The sequence below is a fragment of the Ferrithrix thermotolerans DSM 19514 genome (genome assembly GCF_900128965.1).
Classification (GTDB): Bacteria; Actinomycetota; Acidimicrobiia; order Acidimicrobiales; family Acidimicrobiaceae; genus Ferrithrix; species Ferrithrix thermotolerans.
In genome coordinates, this window is the sequence record NZ_FQUL01000035.1 from 1 (window position 1) to 23856 (window position 23856).

The window sequence follows — 23856 nt, forward strand, 5'->3', positions numbered from 1 at the left end:
ACCAAGACTCACGTCCTAGCTACCGTGACAGAGACGACCGTCCATCAAGACCGCCAAAGCCCTTGATGGTCCCCTCTGATACAACTTCGGCCTCGAACCTTCCACCGGGAGGGATTTGGACTAGGGAAGATCCGGCGATGAAGTCGGTTGAGGTCTTAGCCGCGGCAAGTCGCTCCAAAAAGAGGCTGAAGCTTCCTGAGGAGGTCCAGCGAGAACTTACACGGCTGTTGTCTGGCTATCAGTTGAGGGTCTCTAGTAATGCACTGTTAGAAGCGATAAACGCCTACGATCGCGAGCGCTACTATGAAGCTATCAAATTGCTTGAAGTTGTGGTAAAGCATGCACCAACTTCTACCTCTGCATTGGAACTTCTGGGCCTTTCCTACTATCGAGTGGGAAAGTGGTTGAAGGCTATTGAGGTCCTTGAAGACTTTCATGAGCTGAGTGGGTCCAACGACCAAGACCCTGTCCTTTGCGACTGTTTCAGAGCACTGAGGCGATGGAACGAAGTCGACAAGATCTGGAAAAGACTAAAGGAAGCATCTCCTTCTCGTGAGGTCGTAGCTGAAGGAAGAATTGTGTATGCTTCATCTTTGGCAGAGAGAGATCAACTAGAACAAGGCGTTGCGCTCCTGGAAAATGCGATCAAGGGTGACAAACACGCAGACCTTGTTGTGGTCAGACAGCTTTATGCTCTTGGAAGGCTCTATGAAGACAGTGGTAACGTCTCTAAGGCGAAGCTTATCTACAAAGACATCGTGGCCTACGATAAGTCCCTGTACGATGCAGCGGAACGGGTGTTAGCGCTCAGCTAAAGTATGTGTGCTTGTGGTGCAGTTTTATGATCTGAATTGATGAGGTGGTTTTATGGGAATTGCAGTCGAAGAGGTTCTTGGAGAAGAAGCCGAATACCTCCTGGGGCATAGATGCAAGGCGATTTTATCCGATTCTTTGGTTCATCGAAGCTCGAACTTCATTGATGAAGTCATGTCGCAGAGTGATCGTAGCGTTGCTGTGCTGAGAAATATGTCGTTAATGCTAGGGACTGGTCGGCTCAAAAATACTGGATATGTGTCTATTCTTCCGGTTGACCAAGGCGTGGAACACTCCGCTGCCGCCTCATTCTCGAAGAACCCTCTCTACTTTGATCCCAAGAACATATGTGAGCTTGCTATTGAAGGTGGCTGTTCCGCAGTTACCTCAACCTTGGGGGTTCTAGGAGCAGTAGCACGTCGCTATGCGCACAAAATCCCATTTATTGTAAAACTAAACCACAATGAACTACTAACGTATCCTGCGCGCTACGACCAGGTGATGTTTGCTTCAGTAAGACAAGCGTTCGATCTTGGTGCCGTGGGCGTAGGAGCCACAATCTACTTCGGATCGCAGCTCTCTACGAGACAGATAATGGAGGTCTCGGAGGCCTTCGCAGAGGCTCATCGCCTCGGGATGTTTACCGTTTTGTGGTGCTATCTCAGAAACGATGCCTTCAAGACCTCCGAAGGCGACTTTCATTTCTCCGCCGACCTGACTGGACAGGCGAACCACCTTGGAGCGACTATAGAGGCTGATATAGTAAAGCAGAAGATGCCTGAAAACAACGGCGGGTACGTAAAGCTTGGCTTTGGCAAGACGGATCCTCTCGTTTACTCTGAGTTGACTACAGATCATCCGATCGACATGACTCGCTGGCAGGTACTGAACTCCTACGCAGGTAGGGTGGGGCTTATCAACTCAGGGGGAGAGTCCAAAGGTAACTCAGACCTAAAGGAAGCGGTTCGAACCGCTGTGATAAATAAGCGAGCAGGTGGAATGGGTCTCATCGTCGGCCGCAAGGCGTTTCAGCGACCCATGAAGGACGGTGTAGAACTCCTAAATGCTATACAAGACGTCTATCTTGATGAATCTGTGACCCTAGCGTGAATAGTGTACCTCTTTCATGTCTAAGTCAAAGTGGCAAAGCAAAGGCAGGTACATACCCTAGCGTTGCGTTACCCTGATATGAAAATGGTAGCAACTGTAACAGATGTCGTAGTCCGAAGGTGCATGGAACTTGTATGCGATGGCTCGGTTTGGGTGCAACGCTAATGAAAAGTACTCTGTCAGGGAAGGTAGAAGTCTCTAAATAGAGCGCTCATAGGCAGTTCAACCAATCGGCCAGAGAGGTCGACGTCTGAGAGAACTAGTGCCTTGTGGTCGGCGCCACTTAGAAGCCATTCGACCAGAGTCTGAGCATTTCTTGTTTCGCCCGCATACAGGTAGTGCTTTAGCCGATCACCTGGTAGTGACTTTGTGTCAAGTCCATTTCTAAATTCCCTCTCGATACCGAATCGTCCAGTGATGTACGAGTAAGTAGTCTCCATGATATGCGCTTTGACCGTGGTGTATGTGACGTCGCTAGTTTGGGGGTTCGTGGTGTGCGCTTCGTGTTTCTCTCTAAGCAGGATGTACTTTGAACTTTGGTTACAGGGATACTTACTCGTAGATATAAGTCCCAAAACATAACCGTCTTGTTCTTGAACTCTCCCTTTGAGAGTTAGAGTCTGTTCGATCGCAGCCGACGCTACGGCGCCTAGTACAAGATCTATCTCAGCAGATCTGTTCAGTAGACCGACTCGATGCAACGAGTTGTTTGACGTTTTCACCCTAGACAGCATCGATGCGGATGAACTGATTGCGAACAGAATCGAATCAAGTTCGGGTGAGCTGACGGTCAATCGAACTGCAAGGGGGCTAGGTGATCTCTCCGTTTCGCCACCTACTTTCGTCCAAGTACCGATATCTGTTAGTTTCAGAGCAACAACTACGTCGATTGTCCTTATTGGGAAGGCGTCCATGGTTCTACGTACGACCTCGTAGATGTACACCCCTGTCTCTACGTCTTCAGTGAGTTGGAAGATCTGCGGAGAGAAGTCAGGCAGTTCGATACTTCCTTCATCCACCTCGGTCGTCTCTACTCTTACAAGTCTTATTGGCGCAAGATCAAGCATCCCTGATGAGTCTAGGGTCGTTCCAAGGTGTGCTATCAAGAGGCAGCCGATTACCCATGTGGATAAAGGCGTCAGAGCTTTAGCTTGTCGTGATCGATCTAGAGATGAAGTCAGATTGCGGGTCTCTTCATAGGCGAAAGAGACTGTAAGCCCATTTCGCTTTATTCCCGGCCCTATGTCAATCAGTAGTACTTGGCTTTGTGTTCTGATCCCCTTCGTAAGTGCATCCGAGCTAGCTAATGATCTGCGAAGTCAAACCTGGCTTTAGAGTGTTCTTTTGGGCGTGTCTTTTCACCTTGACTAGGACGTCTGAGTCCAACCCACAGCCCTCTCAAGGTTTGAACTGCGATTTTTGTTGCTCAATGGAGTTAGCACTTCACCTAGTTGTCTCTTTGGAACTGTAACTTAGATGATCAAAGAACTAAAGCGCCTTGTTCATCTTCGGCTACGAAGGCGATGCGAAACTTCGATGACGACGCAAAAGTATCGGCTCTTCTCGATCGATTTGCGAGAGGTGACGAAGTCACTGTACCTTTAGGTAATCTAACAGCATCTAGAGGGGGTCTACCCACCTTTAATCCTTTCAGGGAACATCGATAGGAGTGGGACTGGGTTAGTACCTAGTGGATAGAGTCCTTTGGGCGTGCGGGCTATACAGATATTTACTCTGGCGAGTTGGCAACCCCTGACCGAGTTGCTAGAGACAGTCTTTGGGATAGTTCGTTTGAAATAGAGGATACCTAGGGTAGCGGCTGGCGAAAAGATGGTCGTAGTATGGGGTGATGGTTTGGATATTAGATCTTGACGGTGTGGTCTGGCTGTTGAACGACGCAATTTCAGGTTCAAAGGAAGCGATCGAGAAGATTCGAAGAAAAGGTGATGAGGTAAGGTTTGTAACCAATAACTCGGTGTTGACTGTATCGTCTTACCTAAAGAAGTTTGAAGGCTTTGGAATCGAAGCACATAGGGATGAGGTGATTACCTCTTCTATGGCGGCGGCATCACTTGTCAAAGAAGGCGAAAGAGCCTATGTAATCGGCGGCCCAGGACTTCGCGAGGAGGTCTCTAAGGTCGCAAAGATCCTTAGTGAAGACGAGGCCGACTCTCGACGAGCCGGCGTAGACGTTGTTCTTGTCGGTTGGGATCACGACTTTGGCTACTCTAAGCTGACCAAGGCTATGTGGGCGATAGAAGCGGGTGCCCGCCTGATTGCGACTAATTCCGATACTACTTACCCTACTCCCGAGGGACTCATCCCAGGAGCGGGATCTATCGTAGCTAGCGTGGTTGCAGCTGGACGATGCGAGGCTATCTTTGCTGGAAAGCCCAACACGGCGATAGCCGATCTTGTGCGATCTACATTTACAGGAGAGGCAGTAATGGTGGGGGACCGTTACTCCACGGATGGACTCTTCGCAGAAACCCTGGGTGTTCCCTTTTGCTTAGTCAAGAGTGAGGTGTCTGAGGAGATTCCAGGCGATCTTCCTCAGCCCGACCAGACTGCCGGGTCTTTGTATGACATTGTAGATAGATACTACCAGGAGTGATGGAAACTATTTACAGAGGACGGTTGAGATGCGTGCGATAGTACTTGCCTCTAGACCGGTGGGAACACCGTCCAGGGAGAACTTTGAGATGGTCGAGGTCGATGGCGAAAAGGAGAAACTTCGGGCAGGCCAAGTGCGACTGCGTCCGAGGTGGTTCTCTGTAGATCCTTATATGAGGGGACGGATGAACGATGTTCCTTCATACATACCTCCGTTTCGAGTTGGAGAACCTATTACCTCAGAAGCGATCGCCGAGGTAATAGAGAGCACTACTGAAGGACTAAGTACGGGCGATCTTGTCAGAGCACACCTCGCTTGGCAAGAGGAATCCGTTTTAGATGCAAGGTTTGCTACAAAGATCTCAAGCGACCCTGGTATGTCGCCTACGTATTATTTAGGTGCGATGGGTATGCCGGGTCTGACCGCTTATGTGGGCCTTTTTACAGTGGGACATCTCAGGGAAGGCGACGTAGTCTTTATCTCGGGCGCAGCTGGAGCCGTAGGTTCAATCGCTGGCCAGATAGCCAAAACGCAAGGAAACTTTGTTATCGGAAGCGCCGGAAGTGACACCAAGATAGATGAGTTGAAGCAACTGGGATTTGATGCTGTGTTCAACTACAAGAAGTCCGCACCTAAAGATGCGCTGAGGTCGCTAGCTCCTAATGGAATCGATCTTTACTTCGATAACGTGGGCGGAGACCATCTTGAAGCGGCGATTGGATCTTTGCGTAACTTCGGTCGTGTATCACTTTGTGGAGCGATATCTCAGTACAACTCAACTGGTCCGACACCAGGACCGAGGAACTTCGAGGGCAACGTGATAAGAAAACGGCTTGAGGTTAGAGGTTTTATTGTGTCTGATCATCAAGACGAAAGAGTTGCATTCGAGAGAGATATGGCGGGATGGATCTCTTCTGGGAAGGTTAAAGTTCTCGAGACCATCTACGAGGGGTTCTCTTCGCTCCCCGATGCATTTTTAGGGTTGTTTTCGGGTTCCAACAACGGAAAGATGTTGGTGGCACTTTAGCGTGCTACTAGGTCGATGCCTCTAAGGCAAAGGCGGAAGTGTATTCGGGTTGGCTACCTCCGAAAAAGACATCTGGAGCCACGCAGCGTTTAGCGGTGAAAGGAAGTAGGGAGGAGTTAGGTAGGCAAGTCTTTGATCGTAGGTGTAGATGGTGTTGTACCCATTCGTTAGTCCCGTCTGATTGAAGGATCCCTCTAGGTCTGCGTACTCCTCAGAGATCGAGCCAAAGATGTAAAGATTCCCTGATGGGGGAATGCTCCAAAAGTTCTGGACGTCGAAGCTGTGATTCAGTGCCAATATAGCGGCGTAGATAACGGGTGTTGTGATGCTTTGTCCCAAGCACGAATCGGAGGTTACGTTCGAAGAAGAAAATCCTGATGAGAGTTCTGTGAAGTTGTTCGAGACTAAACCGAGCACGTCTGTGGTGCCCCCCGAAGCACAGCCCTGATACTCTAGGTCACCAGTTATAAAAATATCGTTAGCGGAACCGATAGTTAGTTGTCCTTGAATTCTACCTTGTGTGAGGGCGTCGCCTTCACCGCAAGGGAGGCTCTCTCCTTGGATTGTAACGGTTCCACTGCATGACAGAGGGGAGGACATGTTTTCCACGTATATCACGCCGTTTGCTGGAAGCGGAAGCGTGCCACTTCCTAGACAGTTAGGGTTGGTAAAGCCCGTGGTGGGTGTCTCCGGGCTCTTTACTGTCATGTAGCTTCCTTCGATGTGGATGTAGGTTGGTCCGACGTAGATACAACCGTCCTGTTGAGCGGCGCTCTCAAGAGCGGTGTTCAAGGTAGGAAAAGCCAGTGAGGGATGTAGAGAAGGATCCGAGGAGTTCTGAAATGAAGGACTGTCCCCGCTGCACGTGGTACCACATAGTGGGTCTATCCAATAGGGATGGGAGCTAGCTCCTGATACTCGAGTGGAGGCAGAATACACCCTGCCGTCAAACTTTGGAGTGCCGTTCATATAGTAGATGTCATTGGAGAACAGACTCCCAGTAGCTGTGGAACCCGTGGCGTAGTAGGCGAGAAGAGACGAACAAAGGGACATATTGGGGCCGTCTGAACCGATCGATGGATTGTACTGGTCGTAACGATAGGCGCAGTCATTTTGAGCCTGAGTCTGGGACAGGTACGATACATAGGGCGCAAAGTAAGGGTCGATTACGTTTTTATCGGTAAGTGTTAGGTAGTTTAAAAATCCATCTGGACGGATGCCTACTGTGATGGTTCGGTACGTGGGTGTTGAGCCGTGTAACGACAGTCCGGTAGAGGTCAGATATACAACGCCTGTAGATGCCGTCTGCGAGGTATTGGGCGTGTAGTGAAAGTACTCTCCGTTAGAGTGTGGAACCGTTGCCCATCCTGTAAAGGCGGGATTCCCATCAGGTGGCAGATTTGTCGCAGAGTACTGCCAGTAGTTACCGCTCTGAGAGAGAGAGCTTTGATTGAGGCGGTTTATGTAATCTGATACGCCAGCCTCTGCTGCGGCCAGGGCTCTTTGGTACTCTTGCTCGCCCTGTGCGATAGGGAGTTGGGCTACCGAGGTCGTAAAGAGAGCGACCGGTATGAGTGTCATAAGCATTATTGCTAGGACCACTAGCACTACTGCGTCACCCTGGGCGTCTCTGAAGAGATATCTTAGGTATTTCTTTACTGTTGTGATCTTTGTTTCCATGTCATCTACCTAATTGTTGTAGCTAAGAAGTTGGCGTTGGATCGAAGGCGACGTTACGGATCTCAATCAGTGAGTTAACCGTCGTAAGTGGGCTTTGAGGGTTGATTGCGGTTGATATGTTGATTCCTATCTCGGCGACCTGAGAGAGAGTCGTCTGATTGGTCGTTCCAGTAGAGGGAATGGTTATAAGGGCTGGTTGTGGTTGTGACGGTGTTGGTGCGGTAAAATAACTAAAGACGTCTAATCCAACTACATATCCACCGTCTACTCTTGGAGTCCAGGCTCCATTTTGGTATACGTCTTCGTGGAACTGACATGGACAGCTACTGCTTCCCGGTAAGGGTGTTGCATATGCGTGAATCTCAGTAGGTGAAGTGCCGCCGAGGTTGGCATAGAAGGTCAGCGAGGTAGGGGAAGCAGAGACGAAGGGAGTGCTCTGTCCAGCTATGCCAGTTGGGGTGATTGCTGTACGAATGTCTTTGGAGAGCTGGTCGATTATGTTTTGCGCTGAAGATGTTGCATAGAAGCGATTTAAGGTCTGATTCTGCAGGGTCACGAAACCGTTTAAGGTGTACATGATCAACATGGCAAGTATCGAGAAGATACCCATGGCGATACTGAGTTCTAATAGTGTGAAGCCGTCACTACCTGCCTGGGATCGTCTCGTCCTAGTTAAGGGATATGACAACGCTACCTCCTGCGCCGGATGTGGTTGATACATAAGGCGGGGACGATCCACTTGGTGGATAGACCCCCTTTAGTTGAGTGCCGCCGATTGTAGCTGTGGCGGTAAAGGATACGGCTCCGAGGGGGAGGTAAACAAGAGATGGACCGGTGGAAGAGGTAGACGAAACCACCTGAACGTTGTAGGCAGGAGAGTTACCAGTGCAGTTCTGGTTGTAACTTGGAGAAGATGTGGAGCTGGGATCCATCATGGATATTGTTATCTGCGCCCCGCTTATTGGCTGGCCGTTGTAAGTAACGGACAATGAGTAGGGTGCATATCCGAGGTTAGCGGTGGTTGTCTCTCCTGGATATAGCTGGGTGGGTGTCAAGGAGGTGAAACTCTGCACACCGCTTTGGTAGGAGTAGCAAGTTCCAAGCCATATATAGTCACCAGAGGTAAAGGGAAAGAGGTCGGTGATCTCAGTTGGGGTACCGGAAGGGATGGGATCTGTGATCTCAGTCCCAAGACCTGACATCTGTGAGTTTGCGAGCGTTAGTCCCAACTGGGGTGCGATAGTGTAGTTTGGAGCTGGTGTAGGAAGCTGTATCGTAGCAGCCTGATCATAGTAGAACTGGTAGTCGGCCGTCTGCGAGCTGGTTACTCCAAGGGTGACCGATGGGTTGGTTTGTCCACTTGGCGACACATAGGTCTCGCCAGCGACAGGTGTTGCAAGGCTAACTTGGTAGTTACCGGGGACTAAAAATGGAAAAAATGCGCATCCTGATTGATCTGTGTTGACGCTTTGACTATATGGAGTTGATGACCCAGAGCTTGCGACTGTGACCGGGACGTTCGGTTGGGGTTGTCCAGAGGCACCGAGAACCTGAATGGAGATGTTTCCGCTGGTGGCCGAGTAGCTTCCTATGGGTGGGGTAAACGTTGTGGACTCGGTTACGGGACTCTCGCCAGCATACATAGCAGGCCAAGTGACTGACTCTGTGGCTAGCAGAACGGGCTGCAGATCCGCACTTCCGTTTGCTGATGTGCCACATCCCCCCGGTGAGTATGCCCCTGGAGTCCACTCCAGTTCCTGGGTCACCTTGTAGGGTACGTTAGAGACGTCTATAGTCGTGGTTGAGCTTCCTAGATAGTTGGTGACCAAAGACGAGAAAGCATACGTAGCCTGTGATCTTACGACTTCTAGCTCTTGAGTGGCAAGGTTTGAGGCAACGACTCGGTTCTCCACATTTCCCGAGACGAGCGACGATCGTTGCATAAGAGCGGCAGCAGGGGCTAGGACGGCAACGAACATTGAGAACGCGATGATGACTGAGACAAGGCTAAATCCGGAATCGTCGCTCACGATTTGACGAAGCCTAGTTAGTTGCGTAGATCTCACCTTGAGAGCTTCGTCACTAAGGGTGAAATTCTTTAGTGCTAGGCGCCTAAGGTTGAACTCTCGGTAGCACTTGGAGTTGTCTCATGGCTAAGGCACTCCTCTATCCCATAGCACATTACGCTTTTGCGCATTTTGCTTCTTGAGAGATGTGGGGGCGGTGTCACTAGATCTTTTAGCAGTGCTATCTCCGCCCCCAATGTAATGATTTGCTATGAACTCTCTTCAGATGATCCGAGGGTGACGATCTGAGCAACCTCTTGCCGTCTCAGCTCGTCTATCTCGTCAGCTATTTTTTCATCCTCTGCCATCACGGCATCAAGATCAGTGTCAGCAAATCCAATGACGCCCATCTTCTCAAAGGCGTCGCGTAGTCGTGGGCCCCAAAGCCCTATGTCACGTAGGATAGGTACGATCCTCATGAACAGAAATGACCTGAACTGACTCTGTGACTCAGACTCAGTCACATATTTGGTGCATGCTTCAACGTCAAGTCCAAGCGTTTCCCAAACCTCTATGGCTAGGAACCTGTCTCTCATCATCCTGCAAGCCTCTGCAGCGAACTCTTCTCGTTCCTCCCTCTCTTTGGCGGAGAGATTCGGGTAGTAGTCTTTGAGAGCCGCTCGCCCGAAGGAGACGTGCCTGGCTTCGTCTTGCATGACGTAAGCCGTTACGGTTCGTGCCAACTCGTTCTGTGAGAAGGTGCGGATCCCTCCAAAGGCTGCCAAAGCTAGCCCTTCGATTAGTACCTGCATCCCCAGATACGTCATATCCCAGCGCGAGTCTGTAAGGACGCTGTCCAAGATGTCTCTAAGGTTATAGTTGATGGGGTAGGCTAGGCCGATCTTGTCTAGGAGCATCGAGTAAGCCTCGACGTGCCTCGCCTCGTCCATGACCTGAGTGGCTGCGTAGTACTTGGAGTCGATATCTGGGACGTTTTGTACGATCTTTGACGCACATATTAGGGCCCCTTGTTCTCCGTGAAGAAACTGCGAAAACTGCCAAGCTGCGAGATGGAGCCGCAACTCTCCCTTGGCTTTGTCGTCCATCTTTCCCCAGATCTCAGAGCCATAGATCGGTATCATCTCGTCGAGCCCCTCGACGGGATTGTTGGGATCCATCGGAAGGCTCCAGTCGATGCGCTTTTTTGCATCCCACTGACGCCGTTTTCCCTTTTCGTAAAGATTGATCAGACGATCTCTCTGTGTGTCGTAGTCCCATGTAAAACGAACGGTCCCTGAGTTATCCTGCAATTTCCATCCGGTTTTGTCGACCGGTATCGCAAAGTTCTTTGTGCTCATAGTAGATCACCCCCATTTGATCCTTACTTCAGAGAGTAGCACCATGGCGCTAGATAGTCTTGGCGCGGCACCTCTTTGGGATCCACTTTGTCATTGGGCGTCTACCGACGCTAACACCTGTGAGCGAGTAGCCGGCGACTTTATCGTTGAACCTAGGAACGCTTTTTAGATGGTTCTTATCGGTCTGCATCACGAGTAGTTCTATTTCAATGCGTACTGCATAAGTGCGACTATGATGCCGAAGTATCCCATCGGCAGTAGTTCAGGATTAGGTTTCATCAGAAGCAGGTCGAGACCGATGTCGTTGGAGTCTTGATCCTGAGAGGCAAACAGTACGACAGCGCCGTCTCCATTTATTAGGTGTACTCCGATCTCTCCGTCTCTGCGTAACATCAGCCTCAAGGAAACTAACCCGGTTTCAACGGTGGCGGATATCGATGTACTTTTAGAGCCTTCGAAGGTTAGCTGCACAATCGAGTCCAGAGCCCTATTCAAGATTGCAACGGAAGGGTTTGCGCTTCCGTCCACTGGAACCAAGTAGTTCTCAGACGCCAGAGCACCCGGCCTCTTGAGCTGAAAGACCTCCTCTTTAGGAGTGGCGACGGCGACCACAACGCCGCCTGCACTAAGGGTAAATTTGTCGCCATCTTTTGAGACCCTGTACTGTCCAGAGCCGTCCAGGCCCACTCCGCAATAGGAGCAAACGTTCGCTGAGTTAGGGACTGGCAGGGCACATGTGTGACAATTGGGCACCCGTTAGTTGTCGACGGATAACGCTAACTACTTGAGCTGTCGTTTATTAGGTCTACGGCCTGTCTTAGTCGGCCATATGACGAACGATTGAAACTGAAGACGATTCTGTAGCAGTCGATGGCGTCTTGGTCTTTGATCTCCTCCGGTGTGGGGTCGATCCGTTTGTAGTCAGGCTCACCCTTGCAGAGGTCTGGGAACCTTTCCTTTAGAGCCCCGATAAGCGCTTCAGACGGCTCACTTTGAACACGCAGTACTAGCTGATTCTTCACGAATCTCATTGAATGGAAGTTCGAGTAGAACCTCGTGATCGTCTCTTTAGCCTTTTCTTGGTCTTTCGCAAGGGTAATAAGGGAGAGATCAGGCTTAGAGATGAACTCTCCGCTAAGTAGTGCCTCTTCGACAAAACCGAGGAGAAGCTCATAGTAGTTGGAGGAAGGCGGTTCAAGTAAAACCAATGGGGCTAGCTGTGCCTTACCGGTCTGCATGAGGGTAAGAACCTCAAATATCTCATCGAGCGTACCAAAGCCTCCTGGGAGAGCAACAAAGGCGTCAGACTCCTTTACCAACATTAGCTTTCGGGTAAAGAAGTACTTCATCTCAACTCGGTGAGCCTGGACCCAAGGAGCACCCTCATCTTCAAAGGGAAGACGAATTCCAATTCCAAAGGAGTTCTCCCCACCTGCTCCGAGCATACCGGCTTCCATTATCCCTGGTCCGCCGCCGGTAACGGTCATCCAACCGATGTCGGCCATCTCATGGGCAAGGCGTTTCGCCATCTCATACGATCGACTCTGTGCCTTAGTGCGAGCTGAGCCAAAGATTGTAAGTTTTCTTCTTCCCTTGTAGGGTTCAAATACACCAAAAGCGTCTCGCAGCTCATAAAGGGCAGAGGTGAGAATCTTTAGGTCTAGTCGATCGAGGCCGTCTTCTCCAAGTCGTACGCTCTGTGTGATCAGCCTTTTTATCAGGTCACGATTTTCTCGGGCCTTCGTGAACTGGACCATCTCTTCAATTATCGACCTGATGCGCTCCTCGTCTCTTGTCGGACTTGAAGATTGTGTACTATTGTCTGTCGAGTCTAACTTCACTATGTGATCTAATCTACCTTGACCCTGATTGATACCCTATTGTGTCTTGCGTATTGGGCGTAGTATTCGTTGTCCTGTGGGTTTTCGTTCACGATCTCGTAAAGTGTGCTCCGTTGCTTGAGTCGTCTTTGCAAGGGTGACACTATCTGATGCATCTCTCTCACGGAGAGCATGTTCGCATGTTCCGATCCTGCTGCGTGAGATATGCTCTCTTCCATTAGAGTCCCACCAAGGTCGTTCGCGCCAGATCTAAGTAGGGTCTGGACGTTAGCTGCTCCTAACTTCACCCAGCTGACTTGAATGTTTCGAATCGAGTTTGCATACGCAAGCCGTCCAACGGCGTGCATCAGAACTGTCTCTCGGAACGTAGGTCCTCTTCTTGAACTTCCCTTTAAGTATATGGGGGATCCCATATGAACAAATGGAAGTGGCACAAACTCTGTAAATCCCCCTGTACGACGCTGCAGATCTCTGGTCCTTGCGATATGTCTGACCCAACTGGAGGGATCTTCCACAGAGCCGAACATGATCGTTACGTTCGAGCGAAGCCCGACCTCGTGGGCGATTTCATGAACCTCGAGCCATTGCGATGTCGAGAGTTTGTCGGGGCATAAGACCTGTCTAACTGGCTCGTCGAGAATCTCTGCAGCCGTACCGGGAAGCGTCTTGAGTCCAGCTGAATGAAGAAGTGTAAGGTAGTCCCTTATATCCATGTTTGAACGAGTTGCACCCTGAAGCACCTCTAACGCAGAGAAGGCGTGTATGTGCATTAGGGGGAAGTTTCTCGAGATGGACTCTATTAAAGATACGTAGTATTCGGCGTTGAACTTTGGGTGAATTCCTCCTTGGAGACATACCTCGGTGGCTCCAGCTTCCGCCGCCTGCCCGACCTTATCTAGTATTTGCTCGTTGCTCAAAAGGTACGGATCACCTCTTAGATTGAGAGACATAGGTCCTTTAGAAAAAGCACAGAATCGACACTTAAACGTACAGATGTTTGTGTAGTTGATGTTTCGATTCATGACGAAGGTGACGTCATCCCCGATGATCTCTTTGCGCATCTCGTCCGCAAGGGCGGCGATCTCTCGAACCAAACCTCCTCTTGCAAGAAACAACGTCTTTATTTGACTCTCGTCAAGATCTTCTCTTCGCAAGACCGTGTCAAATACCTCTTTTAGCTCGTGGCGGACCCTTGATCTCTCAGGTGAAAGCCATATCTTTGGTGTCGCCTCAGATGCTACTCCGGAGAAAAACTCGTCTTCTCGTGCGTATCCTTCGGAATCTATATGCCTAAGCAGATAAGGCTTTACCTTGTCACTAACAAAGCCATCCTTGTTGACAAAGTTTGGATGAACCGGGGTTCGTGGAACAAGCTCAAGGTCCATCTTAGACAACGTCTTTGCGATAATCTCTATCTCTGGCCAGGGTCTTTCGGGGTTTACGTGATCAACGGTGATAGGGGAGATGCCACCTAAGTCGTCGGCGCCGGCTCCCATTAGCGGAAGAAGTTCATCGGTAAGGTTCGGCGGTACCTGAATATGCACATCACCTGGCATCAATAGTCGTGCAAGAGCGACGGTTCTAATGTGTGTCTCTTGAGAGGGGGAGTCGCAATGGGCCATTGCGGTAGCCGCCTTGGGAACGAAGTTTTGGACTATAACCTCTTGAATGTGTCCGTAGGTGTTGTGTAGGCGCGCCAGTTCGGTAAGCGCCCGAACTCTGTCTTGTTCTGTCTCTCCAATTCCTACAAGGAGTCCGGTTGTAAAGGGTATCTTTAGTTCACCGGCGAATTTGAGAGTATCGAGACGCCGTTTTGGTGCCTTGTCCGGTGCCAGTCTGTGTGCAGCTAAGTCTCCTCGTAGGCTTTCTAGCATCATGCCTTGGGAGACCGAGACCTCTTTGAGCGATGCCATTTCGTATTTAGATAAAGCACCTGCATTAGGGTGGGGTAGTAGGTCGAGCTCCCTAAGGGCCACCCGGCACGCTTGTTCAAGATAGCTCGTAGTTGTCCTATACCCTTGAGACTCGAGGAAGGTGCGTGCCGTTTTGTACCTAAGCTCTGGCTTCTCGCCTAGTGTAAAGAGGGCTTCCCGACATCCTGCTGAGCGGGCTCTCACTCCGAGCTCTCGGATCTCTGCAAGTGTCATGTATGGCGCTTTAATGTTAGCGGGAGCCTTTGCGAATGTACAGTATCCACATCTGTCTCGACAGAGCATCGTCAAGGGAAAAAATGCCTTCGGGGAGTAGGTAACTAGATGCCCGAAGGACTCCTGACGCTTTTTGTAAGCCATCTCTACTAGCTCTTTGGTAGGAAGTGCAGCTAAGTCTGTTGACATGGTTTCCTGTCTAAGTGTTTGTGGCACTGTGATCTAATATGATCTTACTTGGTGGTTCGAGCAAAGTCTTTTCAAGGCGTACGCGTCGACGCCCGCCTTATGGTCTTTGAGGTGTTCTCAAGAGATGAGCGCGGCTGCTTCTCTGTCCAGTATCCATGTAGTCTTTAGATCCAAGAGGCGTGACGCTGGGAGACTCTCCTTTGTTGTAAGCACTCTCTGAACCACCTCTTTCTTCTCAGAGCCCTTTGCTACTACTACAACCTCTCGGGCTCTTCGGAGCGCCTCGAAGGTCAATGTTACTCTAATGTGGCGGTTCTTACCTGTTGGATCGAAGTTCACGTCAACGAGCTTGGGTGAATCTAAAGACTTGGAGCGGGGGAAAAGGGACGCTGTGTGACCGTCTGTTCCGATGCCAAGATGAACTATCGAGTTCTCTATGGTATCTTCAACGAACTTTGAGTACCTGCTAGCAGCTTCATCGGCAAGAGAGGTTATCTCTTTCCATAGTGCCATCGAAGTACGCTCGGGTTCTTCGGTGACGTCGTATCCACTGAAGCATCGATGCAGTTCCTGGTTTTCTTCATCTGTCAAGATGGGTCTGAAGTCGAGACAGATATCTACCTGATCTAGGAGGTCTTTATAAAACCAGTAGGTGTTTGAGTCTGTGCAGTCCGTAGGGACGACCCTCTCGTCAACCTGACCTATTGCGACTGCCGAGAGGGCGTGCATGAAATCGTTGTTAGACGCTAGCGACCTAAATAGAGCCGGACCTGTAGAGCCGCCAGAGATGAAGATTCCTTTAAAGTCAGACCCTACCTCCGACAAAAAAGAGACAAAAAGTGACTCTATCTTGTTCCCAATGAGTGTTCTTGATCCAGCCATGACGCTCCCTTGAGACTGTGGAGTTAAGATTTGAAACGGAGAGCTCGTCTTCCACGCGATCTGAGCGTTTGGAGATCTCCATCGGCTTGAGCCCTAAAGAGTTCGGCGAAACCGTAGTTGCGATCAGGGATCGGAACGTGCTCGTATTTGGTACTTTCTACGACCTGTGCCATCACGACGGTGTTGGGACCCCCTTTGTGCAGCTGTCCCGTAGAGTGCAGGAACCTTGGACCAAGGCCGTAGGTCACAGCGTGGGGCGTGAACTTGTTCTCGAGTTGGTCTCTTACGGTGAGTCCTTCTTCGTATCGATCAGGGTTTAAAAATCCCCCAAGAGCTACGTAGTCTCTCTCTGTCAGAATTGCCTCTAAGGATCTATCGATCTGCGAGATATCGACTCCAGGCTCGTCTAAAAACTGTCCGCTCTCAAGGATCGACTTCGTTGCGGCTTTTGCAGCCGCTACGTCGGGTTCGTTGAATGGGTCGATCTGAAGTAGCGAACCAAGCAGAGCCGTGATGACCTCCCACTCGAAGAACTTCGCACCGAGTTCATGCAAAGTTTCGGCTTCGATGTACCCACTTACTCTGTCTAAGGCCTCTTTATTGTCGTCGAATGGTAACGGAACTATACCCTTGTTTTGCTTGCCTAATGACTCAGCGATCAGCTGTTCTAGCCACATCGGAACCTTATCTAGATCTTTGGGGGAGTATATCGACAGCCTGTCCCTTCCCTGGGAGATCTGGTTGAATATATTCAACGCAACCTCCTCGGCGTGGTCTAGGTCAGCGCCCCGAGCACCGGTGAAAGGAGCCGCCATATCCTCCATTGAGACCGACAAAAGGGCGAGTGCGACGGTTCCAAAGCCTGTAAGCACTGAGTACCTGCCTCCCACGTCTGAAGGGGTGGTTACTATCCTTCTTACGCCCCGCTCGTCGGCTTTTTTTTCCAGAGGACTGTCTTTGTCTGTGATAACCAAAAACCTCGAAGGATCCTTCATCCTTGCCCAGAAGAAGTCGAAGATCGTGTCGACCTCTGTGGTGGTTCCGGACTTCGACGCCAAAACCACAGCGGTGTCTGTCGTGGGTAGTGATGCTATGAAGTTTGGATGGGTGGAGTCAACGAAGATGACGTTCCGACCGTTTTGTGGCCCGCTCCTCTTTTTCATCTGAGCCATGGTCATCGCCCCGAGTGAAGATCCTCCCATGCCCACATAGATAACGCTATGTTGGTCGATGGTATTTGCCATAGCAAAGAGATCTCTAAGCTCAGCTTCCGTGGTGTTGGGAAGGCGTAGCCAACCAAGCCGATTATTTGCCACAGATCCCTGTGGCCAAAGTGATAGGTCGGCTCTAAGCAACCGCTCGGTCATCTCGCCCATGATTCCTCCTTGGTTGATATTCAGTCAAAACTGTTTGGACTTGTGTAAATTAGACGGGCATCGTGTTATAGGTCTTCCATCTTGTGCCTAAGCAGATCGAGGATCTCTACGTGTGCCTGTTCAAAGGCGGCTACTCCTTCTTTCTCGAGTTGTAAGGCCACCTCTTCTAGATCTATCCCTAGTGCCGAGATCTGCTCAAGGTGATCGTGCGCTTCTTCAACCCCTTCCAGAAGTGATGCTCGTGGAGTTCCATGATCTATATATGCTCGAAGAGTCGCCTCTGGCATCGTGTTTACCGTATTTGGTCCTATGAGGGAGTCGACGTAGAGTAGGTCTGAGTACGCGGGATTCTTCGTAGAGGTCGATGCCCAAAGCGGTCGCTGTGGCTGAGCACCTCGTGCCGCAAGTGCCGTCCAGGTATCGGAGGAGAACACCTTGAGGAAGTCTTGGTAAGCGAGCTTTGCTGACGCAACCGCAGCCTTACCAAAGAGATCCTTGTCGGCTCCGACCTTTGACAGGAGTGCATCGACCTTCACGTCTGTTCTGGATACAAAGAACGATGCGACAGAGGCAAGATGTCCGATATCGGATCCGCCTTTTTCTAGGTACATAGAAACGCCATCGATATAGGCAGTCATTACCTCCCTGTATCGATTCAGGGAGAAGATAAGGGTTACATTTACGGAGATACCTTCAGCCACTACCTCTCTCACGGCTTCTACACCCTCTTTGGTTGCGGGGATCTTGATAAGTAGATTTGGGTGTTTTACGCGTTCTTTAATCCGTTTTGCAGCCTCTATCGTGGCTGAGGTATCGTGAGATAGTCTTGGATCTACCTCCACCGATACAAAGCCATCACGATAGGACGACTCTTCGTACAAAGGTCTAAGAACTTTGCAGGCCCCTGCTATATCGTGAAGGACCAAATCCCAATAGACGTCGTCCACCTTCGAACTCTTTAGGTCGTCTAAGTGCTCGCTGTAGTCTGAACCCGAAGAGATAGCGTGAGCAAAGATCGATGGGTTTGACGTCAGTCCTCTTACGCCCATTCTTATGTAGTTTGCCAGCGTGCCGTCGTTCAACCATGATCTTTGGAGGTTGTCGATCCAGGGTGACTGACCAAAGGAGTCAAAAAGTTCTACTAAAGATGCCATGTACCTTACCTTAGTGCAATAGAGCTATCACTACTGTTCTATCGTTGTTTACGTCCAGATTGCCGTCTTGGCTGATCACAGTTGTCTTGGTCCCGACTCCCCAGAGGGGTAGGTCAGAGTATTCCTCTCTAATGCTCTGGATAGAGTTATTAGACGTATAACTGCCGCCGAGACTACTTCTTGGTTCCTGTGGTGTGAAGATAAGAAGAGCTCTTAGATCTTGCGCAAATCTCCTGATATCCCTATTGAAACTAGCGACGCGTTGCATCTCAAAACTTCTGTCTGTCAGCGTGAGGTGAGCGTCGTCACCCACTTTCAACTCTCCATCTAGAACCGCTGCGCCCGAAGTTGGGTCGAAGGACCTAAGTCGTAGGCTGCGTGATAGACTCCCACTAGTTACCTTTATCGACAGGAGCTGGGGCATGTCGACCTCGAGGTCCAGGTCTCTAAGGTCGTGTTCGTCAATGGCCTTTTGAAGTAAATCCAGGGGTGTGAAGGGTCCTAGCTGCTCTAATAGAACTCTGTAGGCTTTAGTGACCGTGTATGTCAAAGAGATAGGCCTATCTTTGGCTATCTGATGGAGCAGAAATGACTGTGGTCGGAGACGTATTGCCATCGATTTGCCTTGTAGAGGTTGACCGTCGATCTCTATGGCACCCGTTGTTTGTTGTCCTATCGCCACCACTGTGACTAGGACCACTGATCTAGGGTATAAAGTGCTCATACCTTGTGCCAAAGAGACTGCCTCATCTGTCGTTGCGTTGATAAGTACAACTAAGAGCTGTCCTTCGACGTCTCTTAGCTCAGGGACTATTTGGCTCTGAGTGAGGTCCTCTCCTATCTGGTGGATCTCTATCTGAGCGTCAGGTAACGCCAAGAGGGAGGCAGAGGGTCGGGTTACCGACTTTCCGCTTTCGCTTATAATCACCGAAGAGGGAACGACGACCAAGCGCCTCGGACGAATGAGTTGTCTTATGACCGTTCCTGTCGAGCGGTAATTGACGTGATGGTCAGTGTTCATAGCTAATAACAATGTATGGCGGGTAAAGGGCGGACCTTGTGTGTCGAGCGTGTGAATCTGACAGGAGTCGTACAAGTGCGCAATCTGCTCATAAGGATCTGGGTGTTGTGTAAATGCACTGTGAACCTTAGGTAGCAATCTCTAACCTACTTCTTCGCTTTTATCCATCACCTTATCCCGGGGGATCTGTGATGTCGCTAAGCGTAACGCCCCGTGTCTCTTTCAGAGATAGGACCGCAATTGGAATAGACAAGGCGGAGAAGCTGATGATGACTATTGCTGCGCTAGAGACAGCGAGAGATGTAAAGCTAGCTGATGCTAAGACACCTACTAGGGCGGGACCTAAGACCGAACCGCTATTGGCAAAGAGGTTTCGCACCCAACCTGATGCGGTTGCTCTAAGTTCAGTGGGGAAAAGTTCTGCGGTGTAGGCGGAGAGGACAGGGCCAACCCCGAGACCAAAGAACGAGGCGAGGAAGAGTGTAACAACTATTGCGACAAGCGATGTTGAGACAAAGGTACCAACTCCACCGGCGACACCGAGCATTAGGTATACAACGAGAGTGGGCTTTCTTCCAAGACGATCCATAAGGACTCCGCAAAGTAGATATCCAGGGATCGCCACCAAGGCAGCCAGGGCGAATAGGACACCAGCGTGCGTGACGCTTATACGCCGTTCACTCTCTATGTAGTACGCCCACCAGCCAATGGTGCCGGTAAGTGCAAGCTCTTGCAGCATCGATACCGTGCCTACAGCGAAGACTGCTCGACGCAGGTAAGAGTCCTGAAATAGAGCTAGTGCACTCTGCGTTCTGCCCGTGTCTTTAGAAAGAGTGTCCTTAGCGTGCTGCGACCTGCGTTGAAATAGAGGGCTCTCTTTGAGCTTGGGTCTTAGCAGAGTGGTTATCACTAACGGAGGCAGTGACAGTAGGTAGAACAGTCTCCAGGACAAAGAGTTGTGTAGTAGGCCAAGCGCGAGAAGTAGTCCAGCCAGGACAGCGCCTAGAGGTGTCACCATAAGCAGCAAGGAGATGAACCTGCCCCTACTTTTTTCTGGCACGGACTCAGTAAGGAGGGTGACGGCTACTCCGAACTCTCCTCCTATAAAGATCTGCGACAGTGACTGGAAGAACCCGTAGCTGTAGATGTTCCAACTCAGCGCCGTTAGCGCGGTTGTGACACTATATCCGATGATCGTCCACAGAAGAAGTGGTCTGCGTCCATATCGGTCCGACAACCTTACGATAAAGAATCCGAGAAACTGTCCCGCCTGTATGGGGAGGTTGATAATGCCTAGTGAAGAGATTGGGGCGTGGAAAGTGCTTTGAATCTGACGAAGTAGAAGGGCTCTTAGCTGCGCGTCGTAGTTCGCAAATAGCGCTGAGGGTATCAGTAGTCCAAGCAGGACCAATCTGTCTTGCTTAGACATCAATCAGGTATTGCCAACATATGCTGTGTTGCCACATAAATTATGATAGGGCAGCAACTAAGGCATTTCACATCCCTGAGGCAAAGATCTAAAGAGATCGGTGATCCTTTTCGTCCTTGTAACCTTTGGTTCTGCATCTGTACGACTTAGTTTCAGCGGACAAGAAGGATTTACTGAATAGGGAAACAAGTGATCGAGCCATTGAATATGAATTTTATGGATCGTTGCGGTAGTATAAGTATCAATGAGTCAAGTTCAAGAACCCCAGCGATCATGTCCTGTAGACTTCGGCAAAGTTGCGCCTAGTGCAGCTGACGTGGCTGTCTGCAAGTTACTGAGGGTATCTAAGGTCCAGGCTACGGCCTCCTCTGAAGAGAAGGCGCAAAGGCTCTTTAGTGTCGCCATGGTCATATCGGGACTTCGTTGTATTCTGAGCTACGTGATACTTCCCTTCGTACTACCTGCTCTTGGGCTTGGTGTCACAGCGGGCGTTGGACCACTTATCGGCATCCCGGTAGGACTTGTAGCGCTCGCATTCGATGTTCGAGGGGTACGACGGTTTTGGATAGCAGGTCATAAATGGCGCTGGCAGATGACGGCGATTTATACAAGTGTGATGGCTCTAGTGACCTACTTGGTGATAGGCGATTTTATACAGCTGCTCCGGTAGAAGGCAGTGCCTATCATATGCGATATCCATCTCTCTAGCGAAAGCTGCTTAATATTTGGAACAAGTGATGAGCGGGTTCTTAGTTGTGTGGCGCATACTCGTTGTACTCTCCTTCTTGACCCATGACGCACAGGCGATAGCGTGAGCAGCTCCTTATCTTTGCTGTACCCGTGATCTATGGGTAGTTGATGCACCTATATCGTCCCCGTACACCAAAGAGCGTGACCTATAGTTCTTCTAAGATAACCAACAACTAGGCGCAGAACGTGGCTGTCAAGGTAGTCGTTGCCTGTTAGTGTAAGGTCTTGATGGTATCGGGGGTGACAATGTGTACTGACGCTGACGGGTTCATAGCTCGCCAACGCCAGCACTGGGAGACCACCCTGGAGACGAATCCTCAGATGAATGGGGATGATCCGAACAAGCCTGGTCGCTACGGTGGTAGCCGTTTTATCGGCGGGAAGCCACCACAGTACTTGATTTTGGAGCGGGTCAGGGATGTAATGCTCTAGGCCTGCTTAGCACAGGTCTTGAGAACGCCATACCTGGCTATACGACCGGCCCGATCAAAGGCATCGCCGATAGTGCCACCGATGCTGGTCTTGGAGGACGTCTTATGACACTTACCCACGATGGTGTGCCAGCCGCCACTATTTGGCCACGTACACTCTAAGCCAGTCACCCTCATATGCTCCTGTATATGGCCATCAAGTGTAAGATCGGTCGTAGATTGCCGCCAGGTGAGTTGTGCATCCAATCTGTGCGACATTTCGGCGACATTTCGGCCACATTTATTATGGTGCTATTCTTAGTCTTGGTGACAACCGTTATGAAAACGGCGGGTTCGTTGTCCGCTTCTATGGGCCTAAACTCCTTGACTGTCTAGCAGAGGACTTCGATATCGAAGAGGTCACTGAGCTAAAAAAGGGGGAACCTACCTTGACACCTTGGGCGAATCACAGTGCGTCCAAGGTTACCGACTACTACAAGAACCCTTGCTTAGCCTCGTAACTGATCCTGCCGAACAACCATCAATCGCTAACCACCTACCCAACCTGTACAACATGAACAGGAAGTGGATAACAAACACGAAGAATAAGGCCAACAACATCATCTCTATAGAACTGACGGAGCCACGAGCAATTGTCACGAGCAGATAGATCGACTTACACTTTCCCTAACTTTGCCGAGAGACATCCTCGATACATTTGTCGCTTCGTGCAACGTCGGACGATGCGACCGCGACACTACCTTTGTCTTCAAGATTGAAGGTGTCGAGTTATTGGAAGAGCCTGGCTGTCTTCGTGTCCAGGTTATCGCCGAGGAGGTCCTTGCCGAGATGGTGGACTCAGCCCCGGAACTCAACCCTCCTCGGGCCAAGCCGTAGGAGCCCTCTGGATGGAGACAGCACTAGTGTGACTGGCATGTCTTCGAGCGAGAAGCTTTCCTGGGCTGGCTCCGCTTCATTCGGAAGCCAGCGGATGTAAAAATGACCTCTTTGACCTACCTAAGCGGTATAACGTTGACCCACCTAATTGCGTTTGATAGTAGCCCTTTGAACAAGTGAAACTGCCTCAGCTCTAAGGTACCCTAGATATGTATCTCAGTTGAGAAGTTTCTTTAGCCGAGCTATAACCAGCGCACCGTCTCTGGGACGCTGCTGAACTGCTATCGCCCTCCCAAAACTTGTCTAAGGTGGTGGCCCCAGACAGCCTCGCCAGTGTTCGGTTCCTTGCTTTCCCATCCTCCCAAACCGCTGCATATGGAGTGCATAGGTGAGGTTTTTGCGAAGGAACTCTTTCAAATCCCAAACCGTACCAAGGGGTAGACAGTAGATCGTGTTCTTGGCGATTCTTTGGGTGCTGGAGCTTTGAGCCATTGAATTTGCGTGTCATCTAGGCATAAATCAGTGTTGTGCTTCGCCGAGTCGCTCGTTCGTCGGCTCTAGTCTCGGCTCCTTCTAGCTCTAACGGTGGGTTCTTCCATAGGCGTGATTTGGGCCAAAGGTAATCACTCGTTCTCACCTGGACTAAACGCTGAAGCGAAGCAGTGAAATATGTTCAAGAAGTTGCTCTCGTGGATCCTTCTTAGCTGCGAGATACATAGCCTATTGATGTGTGACACATTAGCTAAGGTTGCTGTAGGAGTTCCGCTCCAGAATACCTAGACATTCCTAGTGTCCCTAGCCAAAGTTTCACTACTAAACAGGAATTTTCAAGTTTCGGCCCCTGTTGAACCCATTATACACCTACTCTTTAGAGGAAAAGGCAATGACAATAGCTAAGCAGATATCGAGGAGCAACCCAAGCGGCGAAAGATTCACAAGGGTCCAAGAAGCGCACCGGCCGTAGACCAACCTACGTCGTCACGTTGAGCGATGAGGATAAAGAGTTCCTCACTTTGGTCATCGCCAAAGCTAGCGCTCCAGCTGTTCAAGTCACCAGAGCAAAGATAGCCCTGTTGGCCAATGAACTTATCAGGCTAAAAGATATCGCTTGGGAGCTGGATATTTCTAACTTCACGGTCTCAAAGTGGGTAA

General features: G+C 50.3%; 21 protein-coding genes. 7 read left to right on the forward strand and 14 right to left on the reverse strand.

The window, feature by feature from the left end; all coding sequences use genetic code 11:
* Together BUA24_RS09535 and BUA24_RS09540 are read left to right on the forward strand one after the other, a co-directional pair.
* Positions 1-815: tetratricopeptide repeat protein (locus tag BUA24_RS09535; protein ID WP_143146504.1), on the forward strand; the 815-nt coding region annotated here is incomplete at its 5' end.
* A 58-nt stretch (positions 816-873) separates the two neighbouring features.
* Complete coding sequence (locus BUA24_RS09540; protein ID WP_072791860.1) at positions 874-1923, forward strand: class I fructose-bisphosphate aldolase; 1050 nt, start codon at positions 874-876, stop codon at positions 1921-1923.
* A 179-nt stretch (positions 1924-2102) separates the two neighbouring features.
* Here BUA24_RS09540 and BUA24_RS09545 read toward each other — a convergent pair whose 3' ends face one another.
* Positions 2103-2990, reverse strand: coding sequence for a hypothetical protein (locus tag BUA24_RS09545; RefSeq protein ID WP_143146506.1), 888 nt, complete (start codon positions 2988-2990; stop codon positions 2103-2105).
* A 782-nt stretch (positions 2991-3772) separates the two neighbouring features.
* Here BUA24_RS09545 and BUA24_RS09550 point away from each other — a divergent pair.
* Together BUA24_RS09550 and BUA24_RS09555 are read left to right on the forward strand one after the other, a co-directional pair.
* Positions 3773-4537: an HAD-IIA family hydrolase gene (locus BUA24_RS09550; RefSeq protein ID WP_143146507.1), complete on the forward strand. Its 765-nt coding sequence runs from the start codon at positions 3773-3775 to the stop codon at positions 4535-4537.
* 28 nt (positions 4538-4565) lie between these two features.
* Positions 4566-5564 carry an NADP-dependent oxidoreductase gene (locus BUA24_RS09555; protein WP_072791813.1) on the forward strand — a complete coding sequence of 333 codons (999 nt, stop codon included), beginning with the start codon at positions 4566-4568 and terminating at the stop codon, positions 5562-5564.
* A 21-nt stretch (positions 5565-5585) separates the two neighbouring features.
* Here the strand turns inward: BUA24_RS09555 and BUA24_RS09560 are convergent, their stop codons facing one another.
* From BUA24_RS09560 to BUA24_RS09615, 12 genes are all read right to left on the reverse strand, one after another.
* Complete coding sequence (locus tag BUA24_RS09560; RefSeq protein WP_072791816.1) at positions 5586-7244, reverse strand: pilus assembly PilX family protein; 1659 nt, start codon at positions 7242-7244, stop codon at positions 5586-5588.
* A gap of 22 nt (positions 7245-7266) precedes the next feature.
* On the reverse strand, positions 7267-7932 hold the full coding sequence (locus tag BUA24_RS09565; RefSeq protein ID WP_072791819.1) for a PulJ/GspJ family protein: 666 nt from the start codon (positions 7930-7932) through the stop codon (positions 7267-7269).
* Positions 7913-9274, reverse strand: a complete 1362-nt coding sequence (locus BUA24_RS09570; RefSeq protein ID WP_072791822.1) for a carboxypeptidase-like regulatory domain-containing protein — start codon at positions 9272-9274, stop codon at positions 7913-7915. Before BUA24_RS09570 ends, BUA24_RS09565 begins: the two co-directional genes overlap by 20 nt.
* A gap of 245 nt (positions 9275-9519) precedes the next feature.
* A complete protein-coding gene (locus tag BUA24_RS09575) occupies positions 9520-10608 on the reverse strand; it encodes a ferritin-like domain-containing protein (RefSeq protein WP_072791825.1) in 1089 nt (362 codons plus the stop codon).
* A 201-nt stretch (positions 10609-10809) separates the two neighbouring features.
* A complete protein-coding gene (locus BUA24_RS09580) occupies positions 10810-11295 on the reverse strand; it encodes a hypothetical protein (RefSeq protein WP_072791828.1) in 486 nt (161 codons plus the stop codon).
* 89 nt (positions 11296-11384) lie between these two features.
* Positions 11385-12449 carry an LOG family protein gene (locus tag BUA24_RS09585; protein ID WP_084660402.1) on the reverse strand — a complete coding sequence of 355 codons (1065 nt, stop codon included), beginning with the start codon at positions 12447-12449 and terminating at the stop codon, positions 11385-11387.
* An 8-nt stretch (positions 12450-12457) separates the two neighbouring features.
* The gene (gene cofH, locus BUA24_RS09590; RefSeq protein ID WP_084660403.1) at positions 12458-14785 is read right to left on the reverse strand and encodes a 5-amino-6-(D-ribitylamino)uracil--L-tyrosine 4-hydroxyphenyl transferase CofH; all 2328 of its coding nucleotides are present in this window, start codon (positions 14783-14785) and stop codon (positions 12458-12460) included.
* A 117-nt stretch (positions 14786-14902) separates the two neighbouring features.
* Positions 14903-15667: a 6-phosphogluconolactonase gene (locus BUA24_RS09595; protein ID WP_072791834.1), complete on the reverse strand. Its 765-nt coding sequence runs from the start codon at positions 15665-15667 to the stop codon at positions 14903-14905.
* A 23-nt stretch (positions 15668-15690) separates the two neighbouring features.
* Positions 15691-17043, reverse strand: coding sequence for a hypothetical protein (locus tag BUA24_RS09600; RefSeq protein ID WP_072791837.1), 1353 nt, complete (start codon positions 17041-17043; stop codon positions 15691-15693).
* 65 nt (positions 17044-17108) lie between these two features.
* Positions 17109-18197 (reverse strand): transaldolase, encoded by a 1089-nt coding sequence (gene tal, locus BUA24_RS09605; protein WP_072791840.1) that lies wholly within the window; start codon positions 18195-18197, stop codon positions 17109-17111.
* Between the two features lie 10 nt (positions 18198-18207).
* Entirely contained in the window at positions 18208-19218 is a 1011-nt protein-coding gene (locus tag BUA24_RS09610) for an FIST domain-containing protein (protein WP_178138790.1), read from the reverse strand.
* A 172-nt stretch (positions 19219-19390) separates the two neighbouring features.
* Complete coding sequence (locus tag BUA24_RS09615) at positions 19391-20647, reverse strand: MFS transporter (protein ID WP_072791846.1); 1257 nt, start codon at positions 20645-20647, stop codon at positions 19391-19393.
* Positions 20648-20891: 244 nt separating this feature from the next.
* Between BUA24_RS09615 and BUA24_RS09620 the strand changes: the two genes are divergently transcribed.
* The 3 genes from BUA24_RS09620 (at position 20892) to BUA24_RS12590 (ending at position 22704) form a co-directional block, all read left to right on the forward strand.
* Positions 20892-21317 carry a hypothetical protein gene (locus BUA24_RS09620; RefSeq protein WP_072791848.1) on the forward strand — a complete coding sequence of 142 codons (426 nt, stop codon included), beginning with the start codon at positions 20892-20894 and terminating at the stop codon, positions 21315-21317.
* A gap of 305 nt (positions 21318-21622) precedes the next feature.
* A complete protein-coding gene (locus BUA24_RS09625; protein WP_178138791.1) occupies positions 21623-21829 on the forward strand; it encodes a hypothetical protein in 207 nt (68 codons plus the stop codon).
* Positions 21830-22500: 671 nt separating this feature from the next.
* A complete protein-coding gene (locus tag BUA24_RS12590) occupies positions 22501-22704 on the forward strand; it encodes a hypothetical protein (RefSeq protein WP_072791857.1) in 204 nt (67 codons plus the stop codon).
* Between the two features lie 193 nt (positions 22705-22897).
* Here the strand turns inward: BUA24_RS12590 and BUA24_RS12260 are convergent, their stop codons facing one another.
* The gene (locus BUA24_RS12260) at positions 22898-23212 is read right to left on the reverse strand and encodes a hypothetical protein (RefSeq protein WP_143146511.1); all 315 of its coding nucleotides are present in this window, start codon (positions 23210-23212) and stop codon (positions 22898-22900) included.
* Positions 23213-23856 lie beyond the last annotated feature (644 nt).